The 24897-nt window shown below is 62.2% G+C and carries 31 protein-coding genes; 21 read left to right on the top strand and 10 right to left on the bottom strand.

All coding sequences use genetic code 11. The features are described from left to right. Positions 1-135: 135 nt before the first annotated feature. The 9 genes from ACYJ11_RS11635 (at position 136) to ACYJ11_RS11595 (ending at position 8487) form a co-directional block, all read left to right on the top strand. The gene (locus ACYJ11_RS11635; protein ID WP_461647890.1) at positions 136-1689 is read left to right on the top strand and encodes a Na+/H+ antiporter NhaC family protein; all 1554 of its coding nucleotides are present in this window, start codon (positions 136-138) and stop codon (positions 1687-1689) included. Then, the gene (locus ACYJ11_RS11630; protein WP_170098122.1) at positions 1686-1958 is read left to right on the top strand and encodes a DUF7513 family protein; all 273 of its coding nucleotides are present in this window, start codon (positions 1686-1688) and stop codon (positions 1956-1958) included. The genes ACYJ11_RS11635 and ACYJ11_RS11630 overlap by 4 nt, the downstream gene beginning before the upstream one ends. A gap of 78 nt (positions 1959-2036) precedes the next feature. Further along, positions 2037-3050, top strand: a complete 1014-nt coding sequence (locus ACYJ11_RS11625) for an ornithine cyclodeaminase family protein (RefSeq protein WP_461647889.1) — start codon at positions 2037-2039, stop codon at positions 3048-3050. Between the two features lie 122 nt (positions 3051-3172). After that, positions 3173-4132: a nucleoside hydrolase gene (locus ACYJ11_RS11620; RefSeq protein WP_461647888.1), complete on the top strand. Its 960-nt coding sequence runs from the start codon at positions 3173-3175 to the stop codon at positions 4130-4132. Between the two features lie 133 nt (positions 4133-4265). Next, positions 4266-5348: a M24 family metallopeptidase gene (locus tag ACYJ11_RS11615; RefSeq protein ID WP_461647887.1), complete on the top strand. Its 1083-nt coding sequence runs from the start codon at positions 4266-4268 to the stop codon at positions 5346-5348. A gap of 98 nt (positions 5349-5446) precedes the next feature. Continuing rightward, positions 5447-7144 carry a glycoside hydrolase family 13 protein gene (locus tag ACYJ11_RS11610; protein WP_461647886.1) on the top strand — a complete coding sequence of 566 codons (1698 nt, stop codon included), beginning with the start codon at positions 5447-5449 and terminating at the stop codon, positions 7142-7144. A gap of 78 nt (positions 7145-7222) precedes the next feature. After that, entirely contained in the window at positions 7223-7993 is a 771-nt protein-coding gene (locus ACYJ11_RS11605) for a creatininase family protein (protein ID WP_170098127.1), read from the top strand. Positions 7994-8068: 75 nt separating this feature from the next. Beyond that, on the top strand, positions 8069-8233 hold the full coding sequence (locus tag ACYJ11_RS11600) for a hypothetical protein (RefSeq protein ID WP_461647885.1): 165 nt from the start codon (positions 8069-8071) through the stop codon (positions 8231-8233). Between the two features lie 89 nt (positions 8234-8322). Then, a complete protein-coding gene (locus ACYJ11_RS11595) occupies positions 8323-8487 on the top strand; it encodes a hypothetical protein (protein ID WP_005535361.1) in 165 nt (54 codons plus the stop codon). A 98-nt stretch (positions 8488-8585) separates the two neighbouring features. Here ACYJ11_RS11595 and ACYJ11_RS11590 read toward each other — a convergent pair whose 3' ends face one another. Both ACYJ11_RS11590 and ACYJ11_RS11585 read right to left on the bottom strand, forming a co-directional pair. Further along, positions 8586-8786 carry a hypothetical protein gene (locus ACYJ11_RS11590; RefSeq protein WP_461647884.1) on the bottom strand — a complete coding sequence of 67 codons (201 nt, stop codon included), beginning with the start codon at positions 8784-8786 and terminating at the stop codon, positions 8586-8588. Between the two features lie 159 nt (positions 8787-8945). Next, positions 8946-9233, bottom strand: a complete 288-nt coding sequence (locus ACYJ11_RS11585) for a DUF5789 family protein (protein WP_170098129.1) — start codon at positions 9231-9233, stop codon at positions 8946-8948. A 131-nt stretch (positions 9234-9364) separates the two neighbouring features. Here ACYJ11_RS11585 and ACYJ11_RS11580 point away from each other — a divergent pair, with 131 nt between their 5' ends. The 3 genes from ACYJ11_RS11580 to ACYJ11_RS11570 all read left to right on the top strand — a co-directional run bounded on the left by ACYJ11_RS11580 (position 9365) and on the right by ACYJ11_RS11570 (position 11527). Beyond that, complete coding sequence (locus ACYJ11_RS11580) at positions 9365-10459, top strand: DUF7139 domain-containing protein (protein ID WP_461647883.1); 1095 nt, start codon at positions 9365-9367, stop codon at positions 10457-10459. Between the two features lie 120 nt (positions 10460-10579). Beyond that, positions 10580-10906 carry a transcription factor S gene (locus ACYJ11_RS11575; protein WP_005535365.1) on the top strand — a complete coding sequence of 109 codons (327 nt, stop codon included), beginning with the start codon at positions 10580-10582 and terminating at the stop codon, positions 10904-10906. Between the two features lie 9 nt (positions 10907-10915). Continuing rightward, positions 10916-11527, top strand: a complete 612-nt coding sequence (locus ACYJ11_RS11570; protein WP_461647882.1) for a hypothetical protein — start codon at positions 10916-10918, stop codon at positions 11525-11527. Here the strand turns inward: ACYJ11_RS11570 and ACYJ11_RS11565 are convergent. The 4 genes from ACYJ11_RS11565 to ACYJ11_RS11550 form a co-directional block, all read right to left on the bottom strand. Beyond that, on the bottom strand, positions 11508-11888 hold the full coding sequence (locus ACYJ11_RS11565) for a hypothetical protein (RefSeq protein ID WP_461647881.1): 381 nt from the start codon (positions 11886-11888) through the stop codon (positions 11508-11510). The genes ACYJ11_RS11570 and ACYJ11_RS11565 overlap by 20 nt on opposite strands. Positions 11889-11890: 2 nt before the next feature. Beyond that, entirely contained in the window at positions 11891-12100 is a 210-nt protein-coding gene (locus tag ACYJ11_RS11560; protein ID WP_004962941.1) for a hypothetical protein, read from the bottom strand. Positions 12101-12175: 75 nt separating this feature from the next. Then, positions 12176-12898, bottom strand: coding sequence for a methyltransferase domain-containing protein (locus tag ACYJ11_RS11555; RefSeq protein WP_461647880.1), 723 nt, complete (start codon positions 12896-12898; stop codon positions 12176-12178). Between the two features lies 1 nt (position 12899). Beyond that, positions 12900-13289: a nascent polypeptide-associated complex protein gene (locus tag ACYJ11_RS11550; protein WP_461647879.1), complete on the bottom strand. Its 390-nt coding sequence runs from the start codon at positions 13287-13289 to the stop codon at positions 12900-12902. Positions 13290-13435: 146 nt separating this feature from the next. Here ACYJ11_RS11550 and ACYJ11_RS11545 point away from each other — a divergent pair, with 146 nt between their 5' ends. Then, positions 13436-14386 carry an AEC family transporter gene (locus tag ACYJ11_RS11545; protein ID WP_461647878.1) on the top strand — a complete coding sequence of 317 codons (951 nt, stop codon included), beginning with the start codon at positions 13436-13438 and terminating at the stop codon, positions 14384-14386. Here the strand turns inward: ACYJ11_RS11545 and ACYJ11_RS11540 are convergent, their stop codons facing one another. Both ACYJ11_RS11540 and ACYJ11_RS11535 read right to left on the bottom strand, forming a co-directional pair. Next, entirely contained in the window at positions 14387-14839 is a 453-nt protein-coding gene (locus tag ACYJ11_RS11540; RefSeq protein WP_461647877.1) for a hypothetical protein, read from the bottom strand. It lies immediately after the preceding gene. A 119-nt stretch (positions 14840-14958) separates the two neighbouring features. After that, on the bottom strand, positions 14959-15426 hold the full coding sequence (locus tag ACYJ11_RS11535; protein ID WP_461647876.1) for a PUA domain-containing protein: 468 nt from the start codon (positions 15424-15426) through the stop codon (positions 14959-14961). 588 nt (positions 15427-16014) lie between these two features. On the opposite strand from ACYJ11_RS11535, the gene ACYJ11_RS11530 reads away from it, so the two are divergent. Next, positions 16015-16197, top strand: a complete 183-nt coding sequence (locus tag ACYJ11_RS11530) for a hypothetical protein (RefSeq protein WP_008310160.1) — start codon at positions 16015-16017, stop codon at positions 16195-16197. 120 nt (positions 16198-16317) lie between these two features. On the opposite strand, the gene ACYJ11_RS11525 is transcribed toward ACYJ11_RS11530, so the two are convergent. Further along, positions 16318-16815 carry a LabA-like NYN domain-containing protein gene (locus ACYJ11_RS11525; protein ID WP_004516675.1) on the bottom strand — a complete coding sequence of 166 codons (498 nt, stop codon included), beginning with the start codon at positions 16813-16815 and terminating at the stop codon, positions 16318-16320. Between the two features lie 200 nt (positions 16816-17015). Continuing rightward, positions 17016-17669, bottom strand: a complete 654-nt coding sequence (locus ACYJ11_RS11520; RefSeq protein WP_461647875.1) for a hypothetical protein — start codon at positions 17667-17669, stop codon at positions 17016-17018. Between the two features lie 511 nt (positions 17670-18180). Between ACYJ11_RS11520 and dapA the strand changes: the two genes are divergently transcribed. From dapA to ACYJ11_RS11485, 7 genes are all read left to right on the top strand, one after another. Further along, complete coding sequence (gene dapA / locus ACYJ11_RS11515; protein WP_461647874.1) at positions 18181-19101, top strand: 4-hydroxy-tetrahydrodipicolinate synthase; 921 nt, start codon at positions 18181-18183, stop codon at positions 19099-19101. Further along, positions 19098-19847, top strand: a complete 750-nt coding sequence (gene dapB / locus ACYJ11_RS11510; RefSeq protein WP_461647873.1) for a 4-hydroxy-tetrahydrodipicolinate reductase — start codon at positions 19098-19100, stop codon at positions 19845-19847. The genes dapA and dapB overlap by 4 nt, the downstream gene beginning before the upstream one ends. A 316-nt stretch (positions 19848-20163) precedes the next feature. Continuing rightward, on the top strand, positions 20164-20994 hold the full coding sequence (locus ACYJ11_RS11505) for a 2,3,4,5-tetrahydropyridine-2,6-dicarboxylate N-succinyltransferase (protein WP_461647872.1): 831 nt from the start codon (positions 20164-20166) through the stop codon (positions 20992-20994). Positions 20995-21404: 410 nt separating this feature from the next. Further along, positions 21405-21932: a hypothetical protein gene (locus ACYJ11_RS11500; protein WP_461647871.1), complete on the top strand. Its 528-nt coding sequence runs from the start codon at positions 21405-21407 to the stop codon at positions 21930-21932. 286 nt (positions 21933-22218) lie between these two features. Beyond that, the gene (locus ACYJ11_RS11495; protein ID WP_461647870.1) at positions 22219-23745 is read left to right on the top strand and encodes an aldehyde dehydrogenase family protein; all 1527 of its coding nucleotides are present in this window, start codon (positions 22219-22221) and stop codon (positions 23743-23745) included. Position 23746: 1 nt separating this feature from the next. Continuing rightward, on the top strand, positions 23747-24118 hold the full coding sequence (locus ACYJ11_RS11490; RefSeq protein WP_461647869.1) for a hypothetical protein: 372 nt from the start codon (positions 23747-23749) through the stop codon (positions 24116-24118). A 118-nt stretch (positions 24119-24236) separates the two neighbouring features. After that, a complete protein-coding gene (locus tag ACYJ11_RS11485) occupies positions 24237-24716 on the top strand; it encodes a Tfx family DNA-binding protein (protein WP_461647868.1) in 480 nt (159 codons plus the stop codon). Positions 24717-24897: the final 181 nt, after the last annotated feature.

The following is a 24897-nucleotide window of genomic DNA, read 5'->3' as shown; positions in this document are numbered from 1 at the left end:
AGGAGTGGACTTTTATATACCCACAGCGCCCGTCGAGAGATAAGGCTTCACCAGAGGCGGCTCCGATGATTTGTTACCGGTGAGTTAGCTATTATCATGAACTTTTGCGTGTGTATCTGATGAGGCACAGAATGCATGTCAGACACGGATAGTGGCGATGGGACAGAGATAGAGGAGATCTCTGGCCCGGACGTCGAAGCAATCGAGTTCTACGGCGGACGGTGGATGAGTGTCGTTCCCATAGGGCTGTTTATCCTATGGGCGATTGTCCAGAGTGGCCTGTTCGGTATCGGAGATACGACTGGGCTTGTCGCGGGAATGCTCGTGGCGCTCATCGTCGGGATGTTCTTCGCCAAAGGAGACTGGAAGAACTACGCAAACACCATCTTCGATGGGATGACAAAGCGAGTCGCCGCGACGGCAGTCGTCGCGTGGCTCTGGGCAGGGATGTTCTCAAACACGCTCCAGGCAGGCGGCTTCGTCGGCGGACTCGTCTGGGCAGCGAACGCGGCCGACGTCGGGGGCGCGCTGTTCCCGGCTGCCACGTTCATCCTCGCAGCGCTGTTCACGACCGGAATCGGAACCGGCTACGGCGCGGCAGTCGCCTTCTCGGCGCTTTTCTTCCCGGCCGGTATCCTGCTCGGTGCGAACCCGGTGTTGCTGTTCGGGGCAATTCTCTCCGGGGCCGTCTTCGGGGACAATCTCGCGCCGGTCAGCGATACGACGATCGTGAGCGCGGTGACCCAAGACGCTGATATTGGCGGCGTCGTCGCCTCACGGTTCAAATACGCCGTTATTGCGGCGGTGCTAGCACTTGTAGCGTACGTCTTCGCCGGAAACGCGATGGGCGGGCTTGACATCTCTCAGCAAGCACAGGACCTGTTCGTCCAGAACAGTGAACCAGCGGGACTGCTGCATCTCGTTTCCATGCTTGTCGTCATTGTGACGGCAGTCATGGGCCGACACATTGTCGAAGCGATCTCGTGGGGACTCATCGTTGCAGTTGTCTTCAACGTCGTCTTCGATCTCGCACCGCTGAGCGATGTGTTGCTGTTCAAAGTTCCCGAAACGTCAGCAGCCGCAAGTTGGGCCGGTTCACTACCCATCGCCGAAGTAGTCGCGGCAGAGAACGCCGGCGTCACCGGCTCGATCTACAACGGTGCAGCCGGGTTCTTCCCGCTGATCGTTCTCGTCTTGCTCATCGTCGCCGGGTCGGAGATCATGATCCGTGGCGGTGGCTTCGAGGCGATACAGGAATGGCTCCTCGAAAACGTCGCGACGGGCGTCCGAAAGGCCGAGACGACGATGGTGGTCGGCACCGCCCTCGTCAACTCGATGATCACGATCAACACGGCGGCAGAGATCGCGATTGCGCCGTACATCGCCCGTATCGGCCAGCGGTACAACATCAACAGCTACCGCCGAGCGAATATCCTCGACGCGAACACCTCGGCGCTCGGCTACATCTTCCCATGGGGTGGCGGCGTCCTCATCGGCTTTGCGACGCTACAGGGCCTCCCGGGACAGTACGAGTGGTTCACCAGCGCGATGGTTGTCAACCCCGTGCAGGTGTGGCCGTACGTCTTCCACGGCTGGTTCCTGTTCGGTGTGTTCCTCCTCTCCGCGTTGACTGGCTTCGGGCTCGAGTACACCACTGACCGCAAATCCAAGGATGTGACCCGTCTATGAGCATGTTCAGCAAGTTCCTTACCGGGATGTCCTTCAGGTCGACCACGCCGACGTTCGAGGCGGGCGAAGAGATAGAAGTGTACGTCACCGAACTCGACGAGGAATCCGGCGAGCTGGTCGCACAGGTCGGCGAGACCCGCCTTCACTTTGAAAACGGCGAGGCGGATATCGTCGGGTGTCGTGTGCTCGCAACAGTCGAATCGTTCGACGACGCCGAGCACCGCGGTCGTGTCACCCATCGAAAGACGCTGTCTCAGGGGTCGTTCTAGGAGTGCCACGGAGAGCCGAGACAACGCTAAACCAGTATCGCGCGGTCAAATAAACCGATATAATACATTCACAACACTATGAGCAATTCACTATATTCCACAGCACGACAGGACAACCAGACGACTATCGTCCCCAGCACGGACATCGAAGCGGCCGTCGAGATGGCGGACCTCGTTCCGGCCATCGAGGCCGCGTTCGCCGCATACGAAAACGACACGGCGCAGATGCCGCCGAAGTCCTACATCGACCTGCCACAGCACAACGGGGACTTCCGGTCGATGCCGGCCTACCTCGAAACGGACGACTGGGAGGCGTCGGGCATCAAGTGGGTGAACGTACATCCGGACAACCCCGACGAGTTCGATCTGCCGACCGTGATGGGGACGCTCGTGTACACGGACCCCGAGAGCGGCTTCCCGCTTGCCGTGATGGACGCCACGACGCTGACAATGAAGCGAACCGGTGCCGCCGCCGCCGTGGCGACGGACCACCTCGCTGTCGAGGACGCGACCTCGCTTGGCATCATCGGCGCTGGCGTCCAGTCCTACACGCAACTGGAGGCCATTTCTCAGGTGCGACCGATAGAGTCCGTCATCGTCAGCGACCTCGACGACGACCGTGTCCAGCGGTTCATTGACACCTTTGGCGACGAGTTCGACGTCCGAGCGGGCACGATTTCCGAGGCGGCTCAGTGTGACGTCCTGTCGACGGTCACGCCGGTCGAAGACCCCATCGTCACGCTCGACGATCTCGGGGAGCACACCCACGTCAACGCCATGGGTGCCGACGCCGAAGGCAAGCAAGAACTCCACACCGATGTCATCCGCGAGGCTACGCTCGTCATCGACGACTTCGAGCAGACGACCCACTCCGGCGAGATAAACGTCCCCTGGAACAACGGCGATATCGACGAGTCGGATATCGATGCTGAACTCGGCGAGATCGTCGTCGGGAACGCGCCCGGCCGTGAGGACCTGTCCGGGATTACCGTCTTCGACTCGACCGGCCTCGCGATTCAGGACATCGCCGCCGCACGTATCGTGTACGAATCGCTCGGTGACGACAGCGGATACCGCCTCGAAATGGTGTAAATCCGGCGTTTCATAGCCTCACTTCGTCGTTCCCCCGTCGCTATCGAGTGGCGCAGTGTAGTGTGGATGTGGCACACAGTTGTGACCCGGTATCATTTGTATATGCCATACGACGAGCGGATATGCGACGCGTCATCATCGACACGGATACGGCGGGCGACGACACACAGGCGATTCTGCTTTCCTGTCTCAGTGATCGAGTTACTGTCGACGCACTCACTATCGTCGCCGGTAACGTTCCCTTCAAGAGGGAGGTCGAGAACGCGAAATACACGCTCGACCTCGCCGATTCTCTCGACGTGCCCGTCTACGAAGGGGCGAGACAGCCACTTCTCAAGGAGTTCGAACACGCGACGGACATTCACGGCGAGGACGGCCTCGGCGGGGACCTGTTCCCCGACACTGACATCGAGTCAGCGGCGGGTTTCGGTCCCGACGAGATCGTCGCCCGCTGTCGGGCGGCCCCGGGCGAGATCACGCTGCTCTGTATCGGCCCGCTGACCAACATAGCACTGGCGTACGCTCGCGAGCCTGACCTTCCGGAGCTTGTCGATGAGGTGTGGGTGATGGGCGGGAACGTCAACTGTGAGGGGAACATCACCCCCGCTGCGGAGTTCAATCTGTGGGTCGACCCCGATGCTGCCAAGCGCGTGTTCGACGCCTTCGAGGTGACGCTCGTCGACTGGGGCGTGTGTCTTCGAGACGCGGTGTTCGACTCACCCGAGTTCGAGACGGTATCGACGTTCGACACTGAACTGGCGTCGTTCTTCGAGTCGGTGACAGAGCAGGCCCGGACGTTCAACAGCGAGGGTTCCGACGACCCCGGATGGACGGCACTTCCCGACAGCGTCACCGCCGCGCTGCTCGCATACCCGGAACTCCGCGAGGCGGTATCGACGTACCACGTTGCGGTGGACGACCGCGAAGGCCTTACCCGCGGGTACACCAGCGTCGACGTCAACGGGGTGACCGACGGGGAACCGAACACCCACGTCGTGGAGTCCGTCGATAGCGAGGCCTTCCAGTCTGTCATGTACTCGCTGCTCCAGTCCCGAGACCCTGATAGCGGCGTTGCCGAGTGAGTCAGGAGCGGAGGCGAACACGATAGTCACGACCAGTCTGTGCCGTGATTGCCACTGTGTGAGTCCTGTGGCACCAGTCCCAGTACCGCGTGTTGTCCTTGGTTTTTACTGGGGGCCGGCGGCATGTCAGGGTATGACGCTTACAGACCGTCTCGACCAGTACCTCCGGACAGTGGGGCTCGAAGCCGTCTGGTTCGCCCGACCGAACTCCTTCGCGTGGCTCACCGGCGGTGGTGACAACGTCGTCGACAGAGAGGGCGACATCGGCGTCGGCGCCGCAGGCTACGACGGCGACGAGGTACGGGTCATCACCAATAACATCGAAGCGCCGCGGCTTCGTGATGAGGAACTCGACAGCGACGTGACCGTCGAAACGTTCGACTGGCACGCGGCGTCGCTGGCCGAAGCCGTCGCTGAAGCGAGTCCGGCCCCGGCGGCGGCTGATTTCGATGTCCCCGGCTTCGAATCAGTCGACGCCACACAGCTCCGCCAGCCGCTGACCGAGACCCAGATGGAACAGTGCCGTGAACTCGCGCGGGACACGGCTGAAGCAGTCGAGGCTGTCGCACGGAAAGTCGAGCCGTCGCACACCGAACTCGATGTGACCGCGGTACTCCGACAGAAGCTCGAAGGCCGGGGCATCGCCACGCCCGTCGTGCTCGTCGGCAGCGCCGAGCGGGCCCAAGCCTACCGCCATTACACCTCGACAGACACCGAACTCGGCGACTACGCGCTCGTATCGGTGACCGTCCAGCGGGACGGACTCCACGTCAGCACTACCCGAGCAGTCGCGTTCGATCCGCCGGAGTGGCTCATAGAGCGCATCCGCAAGGCCGCCCGCGTCGAGACCACTGCGCTGGCAGCGACGCAGGCAGTCGGCCGGGATGGCGGCACAGCGGGCGACGTGTTCGACGCGATACAGGACGCCTACGCCGAGGTCGGCTGGGAAGGCGAGTGGCAGAACCACCATCAGGGCGGTGCGACAGGCTTCGCCGGCCGGGAATGGATCGCCACACCCGGAAGCGAGGCCGCAGTCACGTTACCACACGGGTACGCCTGGAACCCGACTATCGACGGCGCGAAGAGCGAAGACACGTATCTCGTCTCTGCCGACGACATCGAACTACTGTCCGGGACCGGCGACTGGCCGACTGAGACGGTCTCGGCAGTCGGCTACGACCTCGAACTACCCCGACACACGGTGCTGGAGCTGTAGCGGCCCTGGAACCCCCGTTCCCGATTGCGGCGAAAGTGTTTACAACGGGTGTTGTATTAATCCGTGGCTTTAAGGAAAGCCTCAGGCTACCCCTGTGTATGACCGCAGAGCGCGACTGGTGGAAGGAAGCAGTCGTCTACCAGATCTATCCCCGAAGTTTCAACGACAGCGACGGTGATGGCGTGGGCGATCTACAGGGCATCATCGAGCGCCTGGATTACGTCGCCGACCTCGGCGTCGACGTCATCTGGCTCAACCCAGTCTATGACTCCCCCCAGAAGGACAACGGCTACGACATCAGTGATTATCAGGCCATCTACAACGACTTCGGGACGATGGCCGACTGGGAAACGCTGCTCGCGGAAGTCCACAACCGGGACATGCGGCTCGTCATGGACCTCGTCGTCAATCACACGTCGGACCAACACGAGTGGTTCCAGAAGTCCCGACAGCGCGACCCTGAGTACGAGGACTACTACATCTGGCGAGAGGGGGACACCGACGAGAACGGCGAGCCAGTGCCGCCCAACAACTGGGAGTCCTTCTTCGGGGGGTCCGCCTGGGAGTACGATGAGGAGCGTGGCGAGTTCTACCTCCACCTGTACGACACCTCACAGCCGGACCTGAACTGGCGCAACGACGCCGTCCGACAGGACATCTTCGACACTATCGAGTGGTGGCTGGAGCGAGGCATCGACGGCTTCCGGATGGACGTCATCAACCTCCTGTCGAAAGTCGAGGGACTGCCCGACGGCGACCCGGATAGCGAATGGGTCGGGTCCGAGCATTTCATCGATGGGCCGGAGATGCTGTCGTATCTCGACGCGATGGACGAGCAGGTGCTGTCGAACTACGACGTGATGACTGTCGGGGAGATGCCACAGCTCACCGTCGAGTCGGCTCGCGAGTACGCCGGCGAGGACGGCCCACTGGACATGGCGTTTCACTTCCAGCACACGAAGCTCGATTACGCTGACGGCGAGCGCTGGTCGGTCGGCGACTGGAGCCTGCCGGAGCTGAAGCGTATCATCGACCGCTGGCAGGACGGGCTGGCGGCGGACGGCTGGAACACACTGTACTGGGAGAACCATGACCAGCCGCGGAGCGTCTCCCGCTACGGCGACCCCGAGAACTATCGCCGGGAATCCGCGACGCTGCTCGGGACGTTCGTCCTCACCCTCCGTGGCACACCCTACGTCTATCAGGGACAGGAACTCGGGATGACCAACGCCGACTGGGAGACGATGGACGACCTCCGCGACGTGGACGCCATCAACCACGCGCGGGAGCTACTCGACCGGGAGGGCTTCGACGACTACGATGACGTGAAAGACGTCGTCGGCTACCGGACCCGCGACAACGCCCGGACGCCGATGCAGTGGGACGACTCGGACAACGCCGGCTTCACCGACGGTGACCCCTGGATTCAGGTCAACCCGAACTACAGGGAGATCAACGCTGCCGACCAGCAAGCCGATCCGGACTCCGTCTACAGCTACTACCGGCGACTCATCCAGTTGCGCGCCAACAGAGACGTGCTGGTGTACGGAGACTACACCGACCTGCTTCCCGACCACGAGACCGTCTTCGCCTTCACACGGGCGCTGTCGACAGACGCGGGAACCGAGCGGGTGCTCGTCGTTCTGCACTTCGACGACGGGACCGAGACCGTCGAGGTCCCGGTCGAGTATGCCGATGCGACGCTGCTAGAGAGCAATTACGACGACGACGACACGGACCCGGAAACGGTGACGCTCGCACCGTACGAGGCTCGCGTCTACGAGCTATTCGACTGAGGCGTTCGCCCCGCGTCATCTCATCGCAAGGGTCGTCGCGAGGCACAGATTGAAGACGCACCCGTCACCAGCAGTGGTATGTACCTTGCCGACGAGACTTGGCCGGATCTCGGCGACTATTTCGAGGCGGAGTCGCTCGCGCTCGTGCCGCTCGGGTCGACCGAACAACACGGACCGCATCTCCCGCTGGCGACGGACCACCTCATCGGGGAGGCCTTCGCCCGGGAAGCCGCCGAGAGGACTGGCTACCTCTGCACCCCAACGATCAACGTCGGCGTGAGCCCGCATCACAGGCAGTTCAACGGGACGATGTGGGTCGACGCGCCGGTGTTTCGTGACTACGTCGAGTCGTTCACCCGGAATCTGGCCTATCACGGCATCGACCGGGTCATCTACGTGAATGCCCACGGCGGAAACGTCGAACACCTCCGGGAGGTCGGCCGGCGGCTCCGGGACGACGAGGTACTGTACGCCATTGAGTGGATGTGGGACGAGAGTATCCCGGACCTCGTGGACGACCTGTTCGAGCAGAACGGGCCACACGGCGGGCCGAAGGAGACCGCCATGATCCAACACCTGCGCTCCGAACTGGTTCACGATGACCGCCTCGAAGACGCACGGGACGGCGGGATTCCGAGCGTCGAGGCGGCGGAGACAAAGAAGTATGGCTCGCGGACATTCTACGACGCCGCTGATAACACCGACAACGGCGTCCTAGGCGACCAGACCGACGCCACGGCCGAGAAGGGCGCGGAGATGTTCGAGGCGGCGACCGAACAGCTCGTCAGGCTCTGTAAGTGGCTGGACTCGCAGGCGTTCGAGGACCTGCTGCCGGAGCCACACGTCTAAGCCGGACACCACGGGAGCGGGTCCCAGCGTTCACGTTGCAGGTGGATTTTTGCGAGGAGCCGGTGTACGGTGCGTATGGTCCTCCTCCTGTTTCCGGGTATGCCCGGAGTTGTCGAACTGGTCGTCCTCCTCATCATGATGGGTCTCTTCCTCATCATCCCCATCGCACTCATCGTCGCCGCGTACCTGTTCGGGAAGCGCCGCGGCAGGGCCGAAGCGAGCGACCGCCCCGAATCCTGACCAATCGCCAGACGGCGGCCAATCGGCGTGTTACGGCCCTCTCGCCGCGAATCGACTCGTTTATCGGTCCCACCCTACGAGGAGGATGTGTGTCCCCACCGAGTCCCCATCCCGAGTCGCTTCGTAGCCGAGCGTTCGAAATAACGGTCGATGACGGACGAGAGACCTTCAACGCGCTCAGTATCGAGCACGCTGACTGTGAGACGGAGTGGATTATCTCCGATACGGTGTATGCGCTCGAAAACATGCGGTAACTGATCGCAAGCTGTTGTGTTGTGGAGCGACGATAACGAACCGTACTGCGTCGGACCGATGACGCCGCTGTGACCGCTCAGTCGTTGCTTCTTGTGCTTCACTCCGCAGTGAGCCGTCGCCAGACTGGCATGAACACGCCGTAGAACGAGCCAAAGAACAGAACAACGGCGACGATAGCTAATTCACGCCCCTCTACGCCGAATACATCGTACAGGGTTCGGAGAACGACGACAACCCCGAGTCCCCAGATAGCGAATGCGGTTCGCTCTTTCCAAGACATCCCACTCCTATAGAACATACGCTGTCTCCACAACAAACGGTATCAAACCCTGTGGTTCAACACGATGGCAGATTGCCGCGTGGACAGCAGGTGCCACACGAGCTATGTCGTCAAATGGACCGCTGCTGGGCCAGCTAGTGTGGCGATGCTTGGCCAGACACGAGGCCGCTGCCCAGCCTACTCGGTCGGGACGGGGCCAGTCCCGATGACGTCTCGGACCGCGTTCTCGAACTCCTGGCGGTCGGAGAAATATGGCACGTCGACCTCCTCAAGCACCGTTGCGAGTTCCTGCGGACCGTCCGGCGTCCGAATCGTCGTGTCACCCTCACGGTCGACGATAGTGCTGTGTTCGATGCCCCAGGTAAGCCGGGCCGAAACGCGGGAAAGCGGCGCACCGGCAACGTCGGGTCCGTCGCCGAGTTCGACAGCCGGCTCCTCCGCGTCCTCGCTTTCGTCGTCGCTCATATCCGAACAGTGCCCGTGGGTCCGATTAGTGCTTTCGGAACGACTCGCATTTTCGGAACTGCGTACGCGCATGCCCGCGTCATGCATCTGTCTGACGGGTAGTTTTATCGGATGTAGCAGTAGTGTACTGCATGACTAGTCTCACCGACGTGTACGAAGGGGATGTTGGGCGCGTCGCATCGCGCCGCCAGCAGCTCGTCGGGACAACCCTGTTTCTCGTTGGTGTCGCCGGACTCGTCGGGGCAATCGCGCTCGCAACAACCGGCATCGGAAGCAGATACGGGCTGGACGCCTACGCAGCCAGACGAATTGCCGGCGGCATCGCCGGTCTCGGGCTGCCATCGGTTATTCTCGGCGTGTTCGCGGTGTTGCCGGCCAGTCGTCGGATCCGGCTGACTGCTCTCGGCGGAACAGGTGTCGCAGCGGTCGGCGTCGTGCTGTTTCTGTCGCTGTATCCCTACAACTGGACCAGCAGCGACCCATTACTGGCACTGCTCACCGGTGCCGTCTACTTCGCTGGTATCGTGACAACGTTCTGGTGCCTGTTCGCGTCGCTTGCGACGTTCAAGACGCGAAACGATCCTGGCGGGACGGCACGCATGGAAGTGACCGAGGAAGGGACGATCCGTCTCGTCGAGGAGGCCCGAACGCTCCCGGGACTGGGTGGTATCGGGTTCTTCGGTCAGGATCCGGACGGCACAGTCGAGACACAGACGAACCGACCGGGGACAGATACCGAGGGCGCTGTCAGCGATGGCGGGACCGGACAGCATTCGGGTGACACGCGCGCGGCCGACAGCCGCCGTCGGCAGCCGACCGGCAGCACGCAGTCCGACCGCAGTACGCAGTCCCCGGGACAGGCAGATAGCAGTACAGCGACGGGGCGACAGTCGGGCCGTCAGGCGACCGCTCGCTCGAATACCAGCCAGCAAAACACCGCGTCGAGTAGAGCGGATCAGGCCGGCCCCTCCGAGAACACGCTCGACCCGAGAATAGCTGAGGCCGGCCCGGAAGCGTCCACGTCGACCGACGGCGGCACGGCGACGACGGAGCGCGACGCGATCACAGAGACGGCGGTCCACCAGGGCGAACCGGACACCTACTGCGGGAACTGCCGGCATTTCGAATACGTGATGCAGGACGGCGATATCGAGCCGTACTGTTCCTTCCACGGCGAGGTCATGGACGATATGGAACCCTGTTCGGCGTGGATTCGCAACGACTGATACTGTCGAGACACTCCGATTTTGCTGTTCGCTCCGCACTGCACAGCGATGGATACCGGCAGAACGGGCTGGGCGAAACCGGGTATTTAACACGGTCGGCAAGCAAACGGTGGTACTACAATGGAGTTTTGCGACGAATGCGGTTCGATGATGAAAACGGACGACGAGCGCTGGGTCTGTGGTAGTTGCGGCTACGAAAAGGCTCGAAACGCCGAGACCGAACAGGAGATGGCCGTCACCACGCAGGGCCAAGAGGAGTCGGAAGTCGTCGATACCTCCGAGGTCGACGCCGAGGACATGGGGCCGACGACGGGTGCACGCTGTCCAGAGTGTGGCAACGAGCGGGCCTTCTACGAGATGAAGCAGATCCGCGCGGCCGACGAATCCGAGACGCGCTTTTTCACCTGCACCGAGTGCGAACACAAGTGGCGAGAGGACGATCACTGAGGCCGGACCGTGCCCGCTGACCCCGCGTTCCCGGACGTGCCCGCGGACCGGCTGCGCGACGGCGGCTGGGAGCTTGTCGACGAGAGCGTCGAAACCGTCTTCGAGTTACCGACGGCCCGCGTCGAGGGGGCGACGAAGGTGTACGACGCCGCCGAGACACGCGAGGCCGTCCGAGATGCGGTCGGGCTCGACCACCAGTGGCGGTTCTTCTTCGCGACTGCACTGTCGTTTACTCCGCCGCTCGCGCCGGGTATCGGCCCGGCGATGATTCTCCCGACAGTCCGCTCGGAGGCCCAGTCGGCCTTCGCCGACGAACTGGCCGATAGAGGGTTCGAATCCATCGAGCGCGGGCGGCAGGAACGAGTCCGCGTCGACAGCGGCGACCGGGCGCGGCTCCGGACCTACAGCGCCGAACTCGATCTCGAAGCGACCGACGCGACGCTGTCGATTACCGGCTGGGTCGGCGTCTGGCACGGCGACGGCTTCCGTATCGCCGCCGGCGCGTATCCCGACCGATCACTGGCGACACTTCTGAACGTGGAAAATCCGCCCGAGCCGCTCCGGCGGACACCGTCGGACTATCGGACCGAACTGCTTGCTCTCATCCGCGCCGTGGCGTAATCGCCAGCAGTACGCCGTCGAGGAACAGTTGGATCGGCCCGAAACCGAGTCGCTTCGCGAGCGCACTCGGCACGACATCCGCACCGAGGCGAGCGATGGGCGCTCCGCGAACGCGGATTTCGGCTGTCAGCCCGGCAGCCGCGAGTGCCACGGCGGCGTCGACTTCCTCGACCGGTCGGTCCCGAAAGAGATCGAACGCCGCTCCGAACGACGGCAGGTCGACGGCGACGAGGTCGTCGTATCCCCTGACGGTGAACGCGACCCCGTCCCGCTCGACGGTCAGGTCGGCGTCGACGAGGAGGTCCGGCTTTCGCTCGAGCAGGTCGAACAGATCACCGACCGCCTTCGTCGTGGTGACCACTGTCAGTCGTTATCGCGTGTCGTGATAGTCAGCGTGCCGTCGACCCGCCAGCGAGCGTGCTCGGCGTCTTCGCCGGCCTTGCTCGGGACATCGACTTCCATATCATCGAAGTCGTACGTGATTTCGGCATTGCGTCCGGTCAGGCGGTCGTAAAGCCCGATTGCGAGGTCTGGCCAGGTTGTCGTCTCCATCGGCGTCTCTGATTCGCTCATGCAGTATACCATACGCACTCCTACATGTTTAAAGTCGACCCCAACAACAGGGGGTGAGCAGACCGACGGAGGCCGTCAGGGCCGCCGCGCGAATGTCAGGTATCCGGTGTGACCGACGCCACCGGTCGATGGGCGCGAGCCGCGGTCGTCGAAGTCCATCTCCCGCTGGATAGTGTCAAGCGTTTCGACGCCGTCGAGGCCGACCTCGGTGGCCGTCGCGACGACCTCACGCGTGTTCTCCACGAACGGGGAGTACACCGCCAGCGACCCGCCGCGTTCCAGCAGTGTGGGCGTTCGCTCGACGATGGTCGGTGCGTCTTCGGTGTCGAGTGTCAGCACGTCAAAGCCCGAGAGGTCGTCGAGGTCATCGGTGATGTCGCCGGTCCGGACATCGACAGTGTCCGCAACGCCGGCGATTTCCATGTTCTGTCGCGCTACCTCGGCGAACTCCGGGTCTTGCTCGTAAGTGACCACGTCAGCGCCGATGCGGCCCATGTACGCGCTGAGGATGCCGGTCCCGGTGCCAGCATCGAGGACGCGGTCTGCCGCGGCCACGCCGGTCTTGCCGACGACTAGCCCCACGTCGCGGGGCATCATCGGCGCGCCAGTGCGTTCGAGATGGGTAAACAGGTCCGGGCCACGCAGTCGGCGGACGGTGAAGCCGGTGCCCAGATGTGTCTCGACGACATCGCCCGGTTCCACGTCCTCGGGCACCTCCAGAATGCCGAGGTCGGATTCGAACCGCTCACCGGGGTCCAGCAGGTACTCGCGGTCTTCGTGGACGAAGAGGTACGCCACGTTACTCCAGTTCGTCGACCGCGTCCGCGAGGTCGCCGTCGTTAGCTTCGAGCGCCTCTCGCGCGGTGTCTTCGTCGACGCCGGCCCGCATGGCGACGAGCTCGACGTCGTCCTCGTCGACGCCGGAATCGCTCTCGGATTCGTCGGCATCGTCGGCCGCGGCCGAGCCCTCAGCGGAGCCAAGCTCGCGGCTTTCGGGCTCGCCGACGACCTGATACGTTTTCTGGCCCTGCGCTTCCATGAGCTGGACCTCCGCGTCGTCGAAGACGAGTTCCTCGTCCGGGGTGCGGATAATTACTTCCTGCGCATCGATGTCTTCCATGTCGATGCCCATCTGTTCCATCATCTGCTTCATCTTGCGCGGGTTCATCCCGCCGCCTCCGCCAAACATACGTAGGACTGGCGGGGCAGGGCAGAAAAGCGTAGCGACCCGGACCTGGACCGGCGTTCGTCGCGGGACAGGCTCGCCGACCGGACGAAACCGGCACACTCCCACGGCTTCGTAACGATTCTAAGGCTCGCCCGTCCATCCCCGCCGTGTCACTGCTGTCTATCTTTGTCACGGCGATCCTCCCGGTTGTCGCCGTCGCTGCGGCCGGCTTTGTGCTCGGCCGGGTGAAAGGCACTGACCCCGACGCGCTCAACACCATCACGGTGTACGTCCTCGCGCCGGCACTGGTGGTTCACAGCCTGACAACATCCTCGCTGGCCGGCGACACGATCCTGAGCGTCGTCCTCGCCGTCGTGCTGTTCACCGCGGCGATGCTGCTCCTGGCGGAGAGCGTCGGCCGTCTGACCGGACACTCGGAACCGCTTCTGGGCGCGTTCGTCCTCGTCTCTATCTTCCCCAACACCGGAAACTACGGCATTCCACTGGCGGATTTCGCCTTCGGTGCGACGGGACGGAGCACGGCCGTCCTCGTGACCGCACTGCAGGGCGTGATGCTCTACACCGTCGGCATCTACATCGCCGCTCGGGGCAGCGGCGGTAGCCCACTCGCGGACATGCGTCGTGTGTTCGGAGTCCCGCTCGTCTACGCCGTCGTCGTGGCGCTGGCACTCCGATGGGTCGGCGCGGTGCCGCCGACGGAGTCGACGGTGATGCAGACACTGGAACTGCTCGGAAACGCCTCGATTCCAGTAATGTTGCTCATTCTGGGCATCCAGCTATCGAACGTCGACGGGGACAGCGACTTCCGGTCCGTCGGTATCGCCAGCACATTGAAACTCCTGCTCGCGCCGGTGCTCGCGTTCGCCGTGGTACTCGCGGTCGGGTTCCAGAACCAGACAGTCGCGCGGGTGGTCGTACTCCTGTTGGCGACGCCGACCGGTGTGACGACCATCATCCTCGTCGGCGCGTTCAGCCATCAGACCGAAGACCACTCGCCGGGTGAACTCGTCAGTGCGACCGTGTTCCTGACGACCGTTGTCAGCGCGGTAACGGTCACACTGCTGGTGTGGCTGCTGCAGTCCGGAGTGGTGCTATGACTACTCCTCCGCAAAGATCTGGATCTCATCCATGTAGACCTCTACGTAGTGGTTCGACCCCGCCCCGACATCGAACTGCTCGATAGGGAGCTTGCGGGTCTTCCTTGGCCCGCCGTCGACAGCGACGGTTAGCGTGTACTCACCGGGCGTGTGGATCTCAGGGTCGTACTCCACGGCTTCGTCGTCCGCCAGCGCAACCGTCTCATCGATCAGTGCTGTCCCGTCGTGCGTGAGGGTGATGGAGACGGTCAGGTCGCTCTCTGTCGGGTTGTGGACGACGAACAGAATGGGGTCGTCTGGAGGGGGCGTCATCGTCGGTGTCGCCGACGCTTCCACTGCGGTCGTCGGTGATGTTGCTGGCGTCTCGCTCGATGTCGTGCCGGATTCGCTGGGGGCAACACAGCCAGTGATTGCGGAGAGAGCAAGGGCGGCGAGGAACGTGCGGCGGCGCATATTCGCTCGTTCTGAAGGGAGGGACAAATGCTTTCTGTCATCCGAGGTGGTGCCGAGCATAGCCGAAGAGTGCCAACCCCGAGGTCGGCACGTTCCAGGAAGGCCCGACAGATTCCGCTTCAGTCCTCTGCACCCTGCCGGACTTTCACGGCCATTCCCGTCTCGAAGTCGTCCATGCCGCTGCCGGGCAGTTCCGCACGGCCGACGGCGAGCAGATAGCCGTCCTCGTGGACGACGAGCGCTTCGTCGCCCGGACGGAGGGCGCTATCGGCGGACTGAACGAACTTCGCGAAGGCGTTGCGGCCCTCACGGATGAACGGCTCGCTCTCGTCGCCGACGACCACGCGGTGTCGCGGCCCATCGAAGGCATCGAGGAGCCGGGTCCCGCCGGCAAGTCCGAGTCGGAAGCGTCCGTCGTCACCGTACGTGGCGATGCGGCCGTCCGTGGCGTGGACCTGTCGCGGCCGGCCGGAACTAGTATGTGTTACGTCGAGGGTGTCAGCGCCGGCGAACAGCGCCGTCCCGCCGCCACCGCCGAACTGGTAGTCGGCCGCGCGCCGGAGTCCGCGGAACTCGTCGTCACTCATTGCCCGTGTTCGATGCCGGGTGATAAACCGCCTTTCGGTTCTGCTCGTGCCACTGTTCGACGCAGTCCGAAATGAAATGGTTGCCCGACCGTGGCTGCCCGAACCACGGCCGACCGAAATCGTGTGGCAATAGTGAATGCCACTCCCCCTAATCCGTTCCGAATCAACGGTCTGGTCCTATCGGTGACGGAGTCGCGAACCGGAATGCCATTGGTTCGCTCCATCAGTCGCCCCGGCCCGAGTACACGGGGCGCGTGCCTCTGTATCCGATCCGTGGTCAGTGATCCGACCACGACGTCTGGAACTGCAGTGGGTCTTCGTCTCGCGCCTGTTCCGTGACGAGCGCGAGGGTGTACCGACCATCCTCAGCACGTGGCAACATACCGTCTCTGTGACCCAACTGGTCGGGGGCGCTACAAGGGGATGTGTTTGCTGCTTCAGTTATGCAGGTGGGCCGGAAATACCGTTCTGCCGGGCCGGAGTGGTGGCGTCTCTCAGATGGGACGTGGACATTGCTGTCTTGTACCATACTTTCCTCCGTCGATTTTGGGGAAATTTATACCGGATGACTTCCAAGTGGTGGGTGATATGGCTACAGACACGCGAAAAGTGATTCTGGGGGCTGCGCTGCTGGCGATCAGCACCGTGCTCATCCTTGGTACAGGGGCAATCGACATCGGCATCCCGGCCGCTGCCGGAGCGCTGGCTGCACTTGGGCTGGCCGCAGGAGCCCTCCTCGTGGGAACGTCAGAAGACGGTCGCCCGGTCTAATCGCCGAGACTTTTTCCTTCGAAACCCAAGCACAAGTAGCTCTGAGTCCGTCGAACTGCAGGAAGGACTCCGGTTACTTGTTGAACCAGTGGTGGAGCGACTGCCCACAGACTGGGTCGGCTATAGTAGGAATCGGTCGGAATCGTCGCTCATGTCGATAAACCCGTCAACGGCCGCTTTGAGGTCTTCGGAGGACGACTCCTCGAAGCCCATCGCTTCGACGCGACAGCCTTCGTGGCGGAGATACCGACACACACGGGCGAAGTCCCCGTCGCCGGTACAGAGTACTACCGTATCGACGTGATTCGCTAGCGAGACCGCGTCGAGGCTCATCCCGACATCCCAGTCAGCCTTCTTCGATCCGTCTTGGAATGTCTTGATGTCCTTGATACGCGTCTCGAAGCCGATGTCGACAAGCGCTTCGAAAAACGACTCTTCTTCGGGCGAATCCGCTCGGATAACGTAGGCGATCGCCCGGGTCAGTTCACGGCCGTCAACGGCCTCTTCCAGTAGTGCCTCGTAGTCGATGTTCCGCGAGTAAAGACTCCGGGCAGTGTGATAGAGGTTTTGCGCGTCGGCCAGTACGGCCACGCGCTGTCCCGGCTGGGAAACTGTCATATCAGGTATTGGCTATCGGCCCGAATATGCTTTCGGGATACAAACGTGAAAGAACGGCGTAATTATGCCCCAACTAACCAGTTGTTGTAGCTTCGGCAGTTCTAGGCACGGATAAAATCTGTCAATAAAAGGGGCGGACTATCGAGGAGTGCAGTCTACTTAGTGACTACTGTGTTTCACCCAGACAAGCGCAGAACAGCCTACTTCTGGAGGTCGAACGCAACTGCTACCGGAGTCGATGTCCAGTAGACGAACCGATACCGACCGGAGACGAGTTCAGGACACACAGTAAAATCTTTCTCGTCAGGAACAACCCCTTCTTCGGTCAGACGGAGTGACCATTCAAATACCGCCCCAGGCGCTGCCTCGGTACCCAGATCTACGTATTGAAACTCATCGTCCCCGGTCTGTCCACGGACATCTTGCCAGCCATCTTCAGTGAGAAGTTCGACTTGATACATATACTTAAGACCCAGAGTGAGGGTGCTATCAGACGTGTTCGTCAGCGTAATTTGGGCTGTGTCACCGTGTTCAAACTCTGTCTCATCAATCCGTAGTGATACATACCCAGTATCTCCCCACGGAACGGAGCCTTCGTCGTACATTGGCGGGTGGCGAGAGAAGTTGTCCTTCTCACACGAGAATTCTTTCACCGGGGACCCGGGACTCTCAGTTGGCCGAACATGATCACTGAGTTGACGCTCTGTCATCTCTTCGGTATTTCCAGCTGTTTTTTCGGCAGTGTTCTCGGTTTCCGTTTTTGCAGCTGTCTCGGTCGGATTACTGCTGGTACTCGAACAGCCGGCGAATCCGAGGACACTGGAGGTGGCTAAAAGATAGTGTCTTCGACGCATACCTGCCGATATTATATACCTTGTAGTATATGTTTTGCGAGCGATACTTGTGTGTTATCCTCAGAGTGTAATGTGTACACCTCTGACCGCTTGCTTCAGACGGGACCCGAATACCAAAATGCAGTCGCGCCTGCTCCAGCAGCGTCTCCCAGACAAGCCGAAGGGGACGCTGGCGTACTGCCACACGATGTAGGGTCCCGCCGGCTCCATGCGACGATTCGAACGCGCTTCGATGCACTGTGAACAGCGACAGCGAGAACACAAAAGCTAAGTCGGTCACACGCAGTTACTCGACCATGCGACGACGCCGTCAGTCCGGAACCGCTTCGTGGCTCCCCGGTAAGAGCGTCGTCCGCGCAAAGCGCAAGCCGACGTTTTAGCGACTCGTGGCGGACGTGGCGACTCCGTCTCGGGTCAGGTCGTTTGACAACCAGCAGCCGACCGTATCGGCCGGCCATCGCACCGTTTCCGACCGAACAACCGAACCCACAGCGACACCAGACACACAGCAATGACAGCGATTGACTTCCACGGCGTGTTCCCAGCGATGTGCACGCCGTTCCATCAGGATGGCAGTATTGACTTCGAAACACTCAGAGACGACGCTCAACGGCTCGAATCCGCTGGTGTCGACGGCCTCGTTCCCGTCGGCTCGACCGGCGAGTCGGCGACGCTCTCCCACGACGAACACATCGAGGTCGTCGAGGCGGTCATCGACGCCGTCGACGACGTGCCGGTCATCGCCGGCTCGGGGTCGAACAACACCAAGGAAGCGCTGGAGCTATCGCAGCGCTCTGCCGAGGCCGGTGCTGACGCCCTGTTGCTCATCTCGCCGTACTACAACAAGCCCGAACAGCAGGGGTTCGTCGACCACTACACGACGCTGGCCGACGCCGTCGACCTGCCACAGATCGTCTACAACGTCCCCTCGCGGACGGGTCAGAACATCGAGCCGGACACGGCGGTCGAACTCGCCTCGCACCCGAACATCCGGGCCTACAAGGCCGCGAGCGGCGATATGAACCAGATTTCCGAGATCATCGAACGCACGCGAGACGAGGACTTCGCGGTGCTGTCCGGCGACGACGGCATGACGCTGCCGGTGCTGTCGGTCGGCGGGACCGGCTGTATCTCCGTCTCGGCTAACATCGAGCCGGAGCGTACCTGTGCGATGGTCGGTGCGGCGCTGTCCGGCGACTTCGAGCGAGCGCGGGCAATTCATCACGAACTCGGCCCGCTGTTCCGTGCGATGTTCGTCGAGACAAATCCCATCCCAGTCAAGGAGGCCATGCGGATCCGGGGCTACGGCCCGGCGTATCTCCGCTCCCCACTCACTCGCCTCTCGGACGAACACCTCGACCACCTGCGCGACGTGCTCGCCACGCTCGAAACCGAAGACCTCGAAGACGAGTACGCGGAGGCTGAGCGATGACACGGGTGGCGGTCAACGGCGTCACCGGCCAGATGGGCGGGGCCGTCATCGAGGCCGCCACCGACAGCGAGGTCGTGGTCGGCTTCGCGACCAGCGACACGGATGCGGTTGACGCCGTCCCGGTCGTCCACCCGGCCGAGGCCGCCGCTGCGCTCCGGGAGTACGACGTGGACGTTGTCGTCGACTTCGCTGTCCCCGAAGGCGCGCTGACCGTCGCCGAGGCCTGCGTCGAGGTGGGCGTCCCGATGGTTGTCGGAACCACCGGCTTCGACGAGGACGGGATAGGTCGCCTGAAAGACGCCAGCGAGGAGGTCCCGCTCCTGAAGGCCACGAATTTCTCACAGGGGATTCAGGTCCTCCAGCGTCTCATCAGCGAGGCCGTCGGGACGCTCGAGGACTACGACCTCGAACTCATGGAGACTCATCACAACCGCAAAGTCGACGCCCCGTCGGGAACGGCCAGCAGCATCCTCGATGTAATTCAGGAAGAGCGCGACGTGGAACCGGTGTACGGTCGGGAGGGACACGCACCGCGTGAAGACGACGAAATCGGTGTGTTCGCCCGTCGGGCCGGCGATATTCGTGGGGAGCACGAACTCGTACTGGCCGGCAACGACGAAGTCCTCTCGCTCTCCCACCGGGCCGAGGACCGCGGCGTGTTCGCCGCCGGCGCACTCGATGCGGCGGCGTGGCTCGTCGGCCGTGACGCTGGCTGGTACGAGTTCGGCGACGTTGTCGACGCGTAACACGGTCGACAGATCGATATATACTTGATTATATCGCCTAGTACACTCCGGTCAATATTAGAATTAGCCTTATATGTCGGAATCGGCGATTGACACGTATGGCTACGAACCAGCGCGTACAACTACCAGCAGCCGATTGCCCGCGATGTTCAAGTGAATTCGAAGCGACGGTGCCACACATCAGTATGTGTCAGGAGTGCGGGTACATTTCCGGGCACGGAGCCGATTGAAAGGACGACACACGAATTGTGTTGCATGGTACCACAACTATCCCAAAACCCCGGTAGGTAAGCCCCCGGCGTCGCAACCGAGTGGTATGAGTCTCAAAGCCGACATCGACGACCTCTGGCAGCGGAAACAGGACGGCCTCTCAGCGACCGACGCAACAGACGACCATCTCGACGTACTTGCAGAGTTCCTCGCAGCGCTGGAAGCCGGCGAGGTCCGCGCCGCGGAGAAGTCAGGCGGCGAGTGGGAGGCGAACGCCTGGGTCAAACAGGGTATTCTGCTGAACTTCGGCTTGCGCGAGACCGTCGCTCGTGAGTACGGCGGCGTCGACTACCACGACGTACTCCCGCTACGGGAGACCGGAGACCTCGGCGAGCGCGGGACCCGTAACACGCCGGATGGGACGACCATCCGCCGTGGTGCATACCTCGGCGAGGACTGCATCATGATGTCGCCCTCTTTCGTCAACATCGGAGCCTACGTCGGCGACGGGACGCTCGTCGACTCCTGTGACACCGTCGGCTCCTGCGCCCAGATCGGCGAGAACGTCAAACTCGGCGCGAACACGCTCATCGGCGGCGTCCTCGAACCCGTTGAGAACGCGCCGGTCATCGTCGAGGACGAGGTGTCGCTGGGCGCTGGCTGTCGCGTCACCAGCGGCTTCGTCGTCGGTGAGGGTTCCATCGTCGGCGAGAACACGCTCCTGACGCCGCGGATTCCGGTGTACGACCTCGTCGAGGACGAGGTGCTGTACGGTGAGCTGCCGCCGGAGCGCCGTGCGTTCCAGCGCTTCGTCGACTCCTCGGTCGGCGAGAACGACCTCATCCCCGGCGGGGCGTACAAGCCCGCTGTCGTGGCGACCGATGTGGAGGAGGAGACGCTGGAAGCGACGGAGCGAGAAGACGCGCTTCGGGAGTAGCGAGGCGCGCGAACGCAGTGAGCGGGCCTCGGCGGAACGGCGAACCTCGTGAGCCGTGGAGTAGCGAGAGGCGCGACCGTAGGGAACCGCTCTCGTTAGACGAACGATGAGCGGAGCGAACCGTGAGCAGCGAGATTGCGACCAGCGGAAGCAACCTCGAACAACGAGCGGGGAACGGAGTGACCCGCGAGTAGCGAGGTTCTGAGCGGAGCGAAGAACCTTGGCGAAACGGCGACCAAGGGGAGCCGTGGTGTAGCGAGGCGCGCGAAGCGCGACCCTTGACAACGGGAGCGCCGTGAGCCGTGACGCGCCGTCTCCGGGTGTGTTGCTATGGTCGTGCGAACAAGCACTCGTTACCGCGGCGTGAACAATCGTCTGTATATTTGGTACCATACCACAAATTTTGTCGCATGAGCCAGGGACATACCGTCTCTCGCCTCTCTGCGATGACGAAGTACAGATGGGTCGCTGGCAGTGTGAGCGGGCTGGTCGCCGGCGTCGGCATGGGCGTCGTGTTCCACGCCGGCGCGAACCTCATGCCGTTCATCGGGGCACTGTACGGCTGGCCGTCCGTCCTCGGCGGGTGGGTGGTCCACCTGCTGAACAGCGTCTTTGCCGGTCTGCTGTTCGCGTTCGTCGTCTCCCGGTCGGTGTTTCACGGCCAGATCGAGTCCGTCGGGGAGAGCGTCGCGGGTGGCGTGGTCTTCGCGGCCGCTATCGGCCTGCTCTCGACAGGGTTCTTACTCCCGGTTTCGATGAGCGCGCTGGGGGTCCAGTCGTTCCCCGAACCGCTAGTCCCGCTGCCGGGCATGCTCGGGAGCGCCCTCGTCGTGGCATCAGTGGGCGTTGCCCACCTCGTGTACGGCCTGCTCCTCGGCTGGACCTACGCCGCAGCCAGGGGCTACAGAACTCCCGACAGCGTGGCGAGCGAGGCGTGACGGTCGTCGGCTCCGGTCGGTCGGCGCTCACGCCGCGGCGGTGTCATCGCCACCGACGGCAAGAAGGGGCGCCGGAAGTGACGGAGTGAGAGAACGCACTCTGGGAGTAGCGTGGCAAGCGAGGTAACGGCCTCCAGTGGTGTGTCATTGCGACCATCATGCTGGTGTAGCCAGCACGAAACCCATATTGGTTTCATCTATTCCAGTATTTGTCTGTGTGTAATTGCTACTGGCTACATCACCGCACAACTTTAAGTATTAATAGTAGCAAATACCGGCCGTAGATATGTCTAGTGACAGTAAAGAGCAGAGCGCCACAGAGCGGAAGTCAGCGATAAAGAAGCGGCACGAACAGGCGGCAAACGAAGTGCTGCCGGATCGGCGGGAACTGTACATCGGTGGGGAATGGGTCCAGAGCAGCGCCGGGGAGACGTTCGAAACGATAGACCCGACAACTGGTGAAACACTTGCGGAGGTGCAAGCCGGCACCGCCGAGGACATCGACAGGGCAGTTGCGGCCGCGTGGGACGCGTACGACGAGACGTATAGCGAGATGTCCACGAGCGAACGCCAGGCGATGCTGGACGGTATCGCAGACGCCATTGCGGAGCGAAGCGAGGAGTTCGCGAAGCTCGAGAGCTTAGATAACGGGAAACCGATTACCGAGGCGCGGATCGATATCGACCTCGTTATCGACCACTTCCGGTACTTCGCAGGTCTCGCTCGGTCGGGCGAGGGACGAACCATCGAAACTGACGACAGCCGGCACGTCCAGACACTCCGAGAGCCGTACGGGGTTGTTGGACAGATAATCCCGTGGAACTTCCCGCTGCTGATGGCGGCCTGGAAGCTCGCCCCGGCGCTGTCGGCTGGGAACACTGTCGTACTGAAGCCTGCCGAAGAGACGCCACTGAGTGTTCTCAAACTGATGGAAATCACGGAAGACGTGATTCCTGACGGCGTCGTCAACGTCGTCACCGGGTTCGGTCCGGACGCGGGTGAACCTCTCTCGAAACATCCGGATATCCGGAAGCTAGCGTTTACCGGGTCGACAGAGATCGGGAGCAAGGTGATGCAAAGCGCTGCCGAACACATCACCGACGTGACGCTGGAACTGGGCGGAAAGAGTCCGCTCGTCGTGTTCCCCGATGCAGACCTAGAACAGGCCGTCGAGACAACGATTACGTCGATCTTCTTCAACACCGGCGAGTGCTGCTGTGCCGGGTCACGGTTGTTCGTCCATGAAGACATCAAAGACGAGTTCCTAGACGAGCTCGCGGCCGCAGCGGAAGACCTGACTGTGGACGACCCACTGCTGGAATCGACAGACCTCGGCCCGAAAGTGACCGCGGAGCAGGTCGAGCGCACGCTGGGATACATCGAGGAGGCAGAACAGGAAGGTGCGGCCTTCGTCACCGGGGGGAGCCAGCCGGACGACGAGGCCCTCTCGGATGGGTGCTTCGTCGCGCCGACGCTCATCGACGAGATTGACCACGACAGCAAAGCGGTCCAAGAAGAGATATTCGGCCCGGTTCAGGAAGTGTTCAGCTGGAGCGACTACGACGACATGATCCGACTGGCCAATGATGTCGACTACGGGCTCGCGGCAGGTATCCTCACAGAAGACCTCTCGAAGGCGCACCAGTGTGCAAAAGACATCGAAGCGGGGAACATCTGGGTCAACACCTACAACGACTTCCCGGCAGGCCAGCCGTTCGGCGGATACAAACAGTCGGGAATCGGTCGAGAGATCGGGCAGGAGACAGTCGACCACTACACACAGACGAAGACGGTGAATATCTCGCTCGACTGACGTGACGGTTCCGTTCCCACAAGTCCCACCCGGACAGATCGAAGCCGCTAACGTGTCCATCGCCCCCGACGGGACGAAATACGTCGTCCCATCGGGAATGCACGAGCGGCTGTGCCGGGCGGTGGTGCCCGACGCTGATGAGGGGAAACTGGACCCCAAAACCGAACTGGCGCTGGCCGGCTGGGTATCACTCCACACAGACGGGCTGACCAGACGTGTGTACATCGATGCCCCGGATGACTTCGCCGACACGGCCATCGTAAAGCGGTTTGCCCGGGCACACGATGCTGAATCGATTGTCATGGCACGCCACCCCAGCGGCGACGTGACCCGCTGGCAGTCGCCAAGCACGATCTCCGTTACCAAACAGTGAACTCGGCAGTGAGCAGCCCTGTCGCTCAGGGTCAGTCCACCTCGCGTAGTACAAATCAGGGCTGCCGGCCCGCGGCCGGCAACAACGTTGTTTTCACTCCAGCCGCAGACCTGTGGCTATGGATGAGCGAATCGACCCGGACGAACTGCTCGCTGCTGTCGGTTTTGATGCGGACGAGAGCGTGCTAACACGTCGTCAAGCGGAAGTGCTGGCGCTCCGCGAAAACGATGTCCGGCAGAGCGATATCGGGGAGTTGCTCGGCACGTCACGCGCAAATATTTCGAGCATAGAGCGGAATGCGCGAGAGAACGTCGAAAAGGCACGCCAGACAGTCGCCTTCGCGAACACCCTCACTGCGCCCGTTCGTGTTGACATCGAGGCCGGGACCGATATCTACAATATTCCACAGACGGTGTACGCTGCGTGTGACGAAGCCGGTGTTGAGGTCAATTACGGCTCCTCGAATCTGTTGCAACTCATCGATGACTCCGTCGATGGTGCGATTCAGCAGGACACGGTGCAGGTGCCACTCCGCATCGATGTGACAAACGACGGTGTCGTACACGTTCGAGAGCAGTCGGCAGAACACTCAGAGTGACTGGGAAGACCATCTAACGACAGTACCCCTGACTCGAACTGACAGGCACAGCTCACATACCGGTGTGGCCTCGCACGCCGACAGACGGTTGTTGCGTGCAGCGCTGTCCCCAGCCAGCGTCACCCGATAGCGGAGATGCCCGGTTGGGGTGCTGTGTGTATCGAAACGGAACCCTTGTTAG

It is taken from the genome of Haloarcula sp. H-GB5 (assembly GCF_054850705.1).
The sequence above is the reverse complement of the archived record's forward strand: the minus strand, read 5'-3'. Positions and strand labels throughout refer to the sequence as shown.

Coding starts and splice junctions, on each gene's coding strand:
- ACYJ11_RS11605 (WP_170098127.1), top strand. CDS start 7,223: ATGTACCTTGCCGACGAGACTTGGCCGGATCTCGGCGACTATTTCGAG.
- ACYJ11_RS11590 (WP_461647884.1), bottom strand. CDS start 8,786: ATGTTCTATAGGAGTGGGATGTCTTGGAAAGAGCGAACCGCATTCGCT.
- ACYJ11_RS11635 (WP_461647890.1), top strand. CDS start 136: ATGTCAGACACGGATAGTGGCGATGGGACAGAGATAGAGGAGATCTCT.
- ACYJ11_RS11550 (WP_461647879.1), bottom strand. CDS start 13,289: ATGTTTGGCGGAGGCGGCGGGATGAACCCGCGCAAGATGAAGCAGATG.
- dapB (WP_461647873.1), top strand. CDS start 19,098: ATGACACGGGTGGCGGTCAACGGCGTCACCGGCCAGATGGGCGGGGCC.
- ACYJ11_RS11575 (WP_005535365.1), top strand. CDS start 10,580: ATGGAGTTTTGCGACGAATGCGGTTCGATGATGAAAACGGACGACGAG.
- ACYJ11_RS11540 (WP_461647877.1), bottom strand. CDS start 14,839: ATGCGCCGCCGCACGTTCCTCGCCGCCCTTGCTCTCTCCGCAATCACT.
- ACYJ11_RS11630 (WP_170098122.1), top strand. CDS start 1,686: ATGAGCATGTTCAGCAAGTTCCTTACCGGGATGTCCTTCAGGTCGACC.
- ACYJ11_RS11625 (WP_461647889.1), top strand. CDS start 2,037: ATGAGCAATTCACTATATTCCACAGCACGACAGGACAACCAGACGACT.
- ACYJ11_RS11585 (WP_170098129.1), bottom strand. CDS start 9,233: ATGAGCGACGACGAAAGCGAGGACGCGGAGGAGCCGGCTGTCGAACTC.
- ACYJ11_RS11500 (WP_461647871.1), top strand. CDS start 21,405: ATGAGCCAGGGACATACCGTCTCTCGCCTCTCTGCGATGACGAAGTAC.
- ACYJ11_RS11485 (WP_461647868.1), top strand. CDS start 24,237: ATGGATGAGCGAATCGACCCGGACGAACTGCTCGCTGCTGTCGGTTTT.
- ACYJ11_RS11495 (WP_461647870.1), top strand. CDS start 22,219: ATGTCTAGTGACAGTAAAGAGCAGAGCGCCACAGAGCGGAAGTCAGCG.
- ACYJ11_RS11600 (WP_461647885.1), top strand. CDS start 8,069: ATGGTCCTCCTCCTGTTTCCGGGTATGCCCGGAGTTGTCGAACTGGTC.
- ACYJ11_RS11520 (WP_461647875.1), bottom strand. CDS start 17,669: ATGCGTCGAAGACACTATCTTTTAGCCACCTCCAGTGTCCTCGGATTC.
- ACYJ11_RS11530 (WP_008310160.1), top strand. CDS start 16,015: ATGGCTACAGACACGCGAAAAGTGATTCTGGGGGCTGCGCTGCTGGCG.
- ACYJ11_RS11580 (WP_461647883.1), top strand. CDS start 9,365: ATGACTAGTCTCACCGACGTGTACGAAGGGGATGTTGGGCGCGTCGCA.
- ACYJ11_RS11615 (WP_461647887.1), top strand. CDS start 4,266: ATGACGCTTACAGACCGTCTCGACCAGTACCTCCGGACAGTGGGGCTC.
- dapA (WP_461647874.1), top strand. CDS start 18,181: ATGACAGCGATTGACTTCCACGGCGTGTTCCCAGCGATGTGCACGCCG.
- ACYJ11_RS11535 (WP_461647876.1), bottom strand. CDS start 15,426: ATGAGTGACGACGAGTTCCGCGGACTCCGGCGCGCGGCCGACTACCAG.
- ACYJ11_RS11505 (WP_461647872.1), top strand. CDS start 20,164: ATGAGTCTCAAAGCCGACATCGACGACCTCTGGCAGCGGAAACAGGAC.
- ACYJ11_RS11560 (WP_004962941.1), bottom strand. CDS start 12,100: ATGAGCGAATCAGAGACGCCGATGGAGACGACAACCTGGCCAGACCTC.
- ACYJ11_RS11610 (WP_461647886.1), top strand. CDS start 5,447: ATGACCGCAGAGCGCGACTGGTGGAAGGAAGCAGTCGTCTACCAGATC.
- ACYJ11_RS11525 (WP_004516675.1), bottom strand. CDS start 16,815: ATGACAGTTTCCCAGCCGGGACAGCGCGTGGCCGTACTGGCCGACGCG.
- ACYJ11_RS11620 (WP_461647888.1), top strand. CDS start 3,173: ATGCGACGCGTCATCATCGACACGGATACGGCGGGCGACGACACACAG.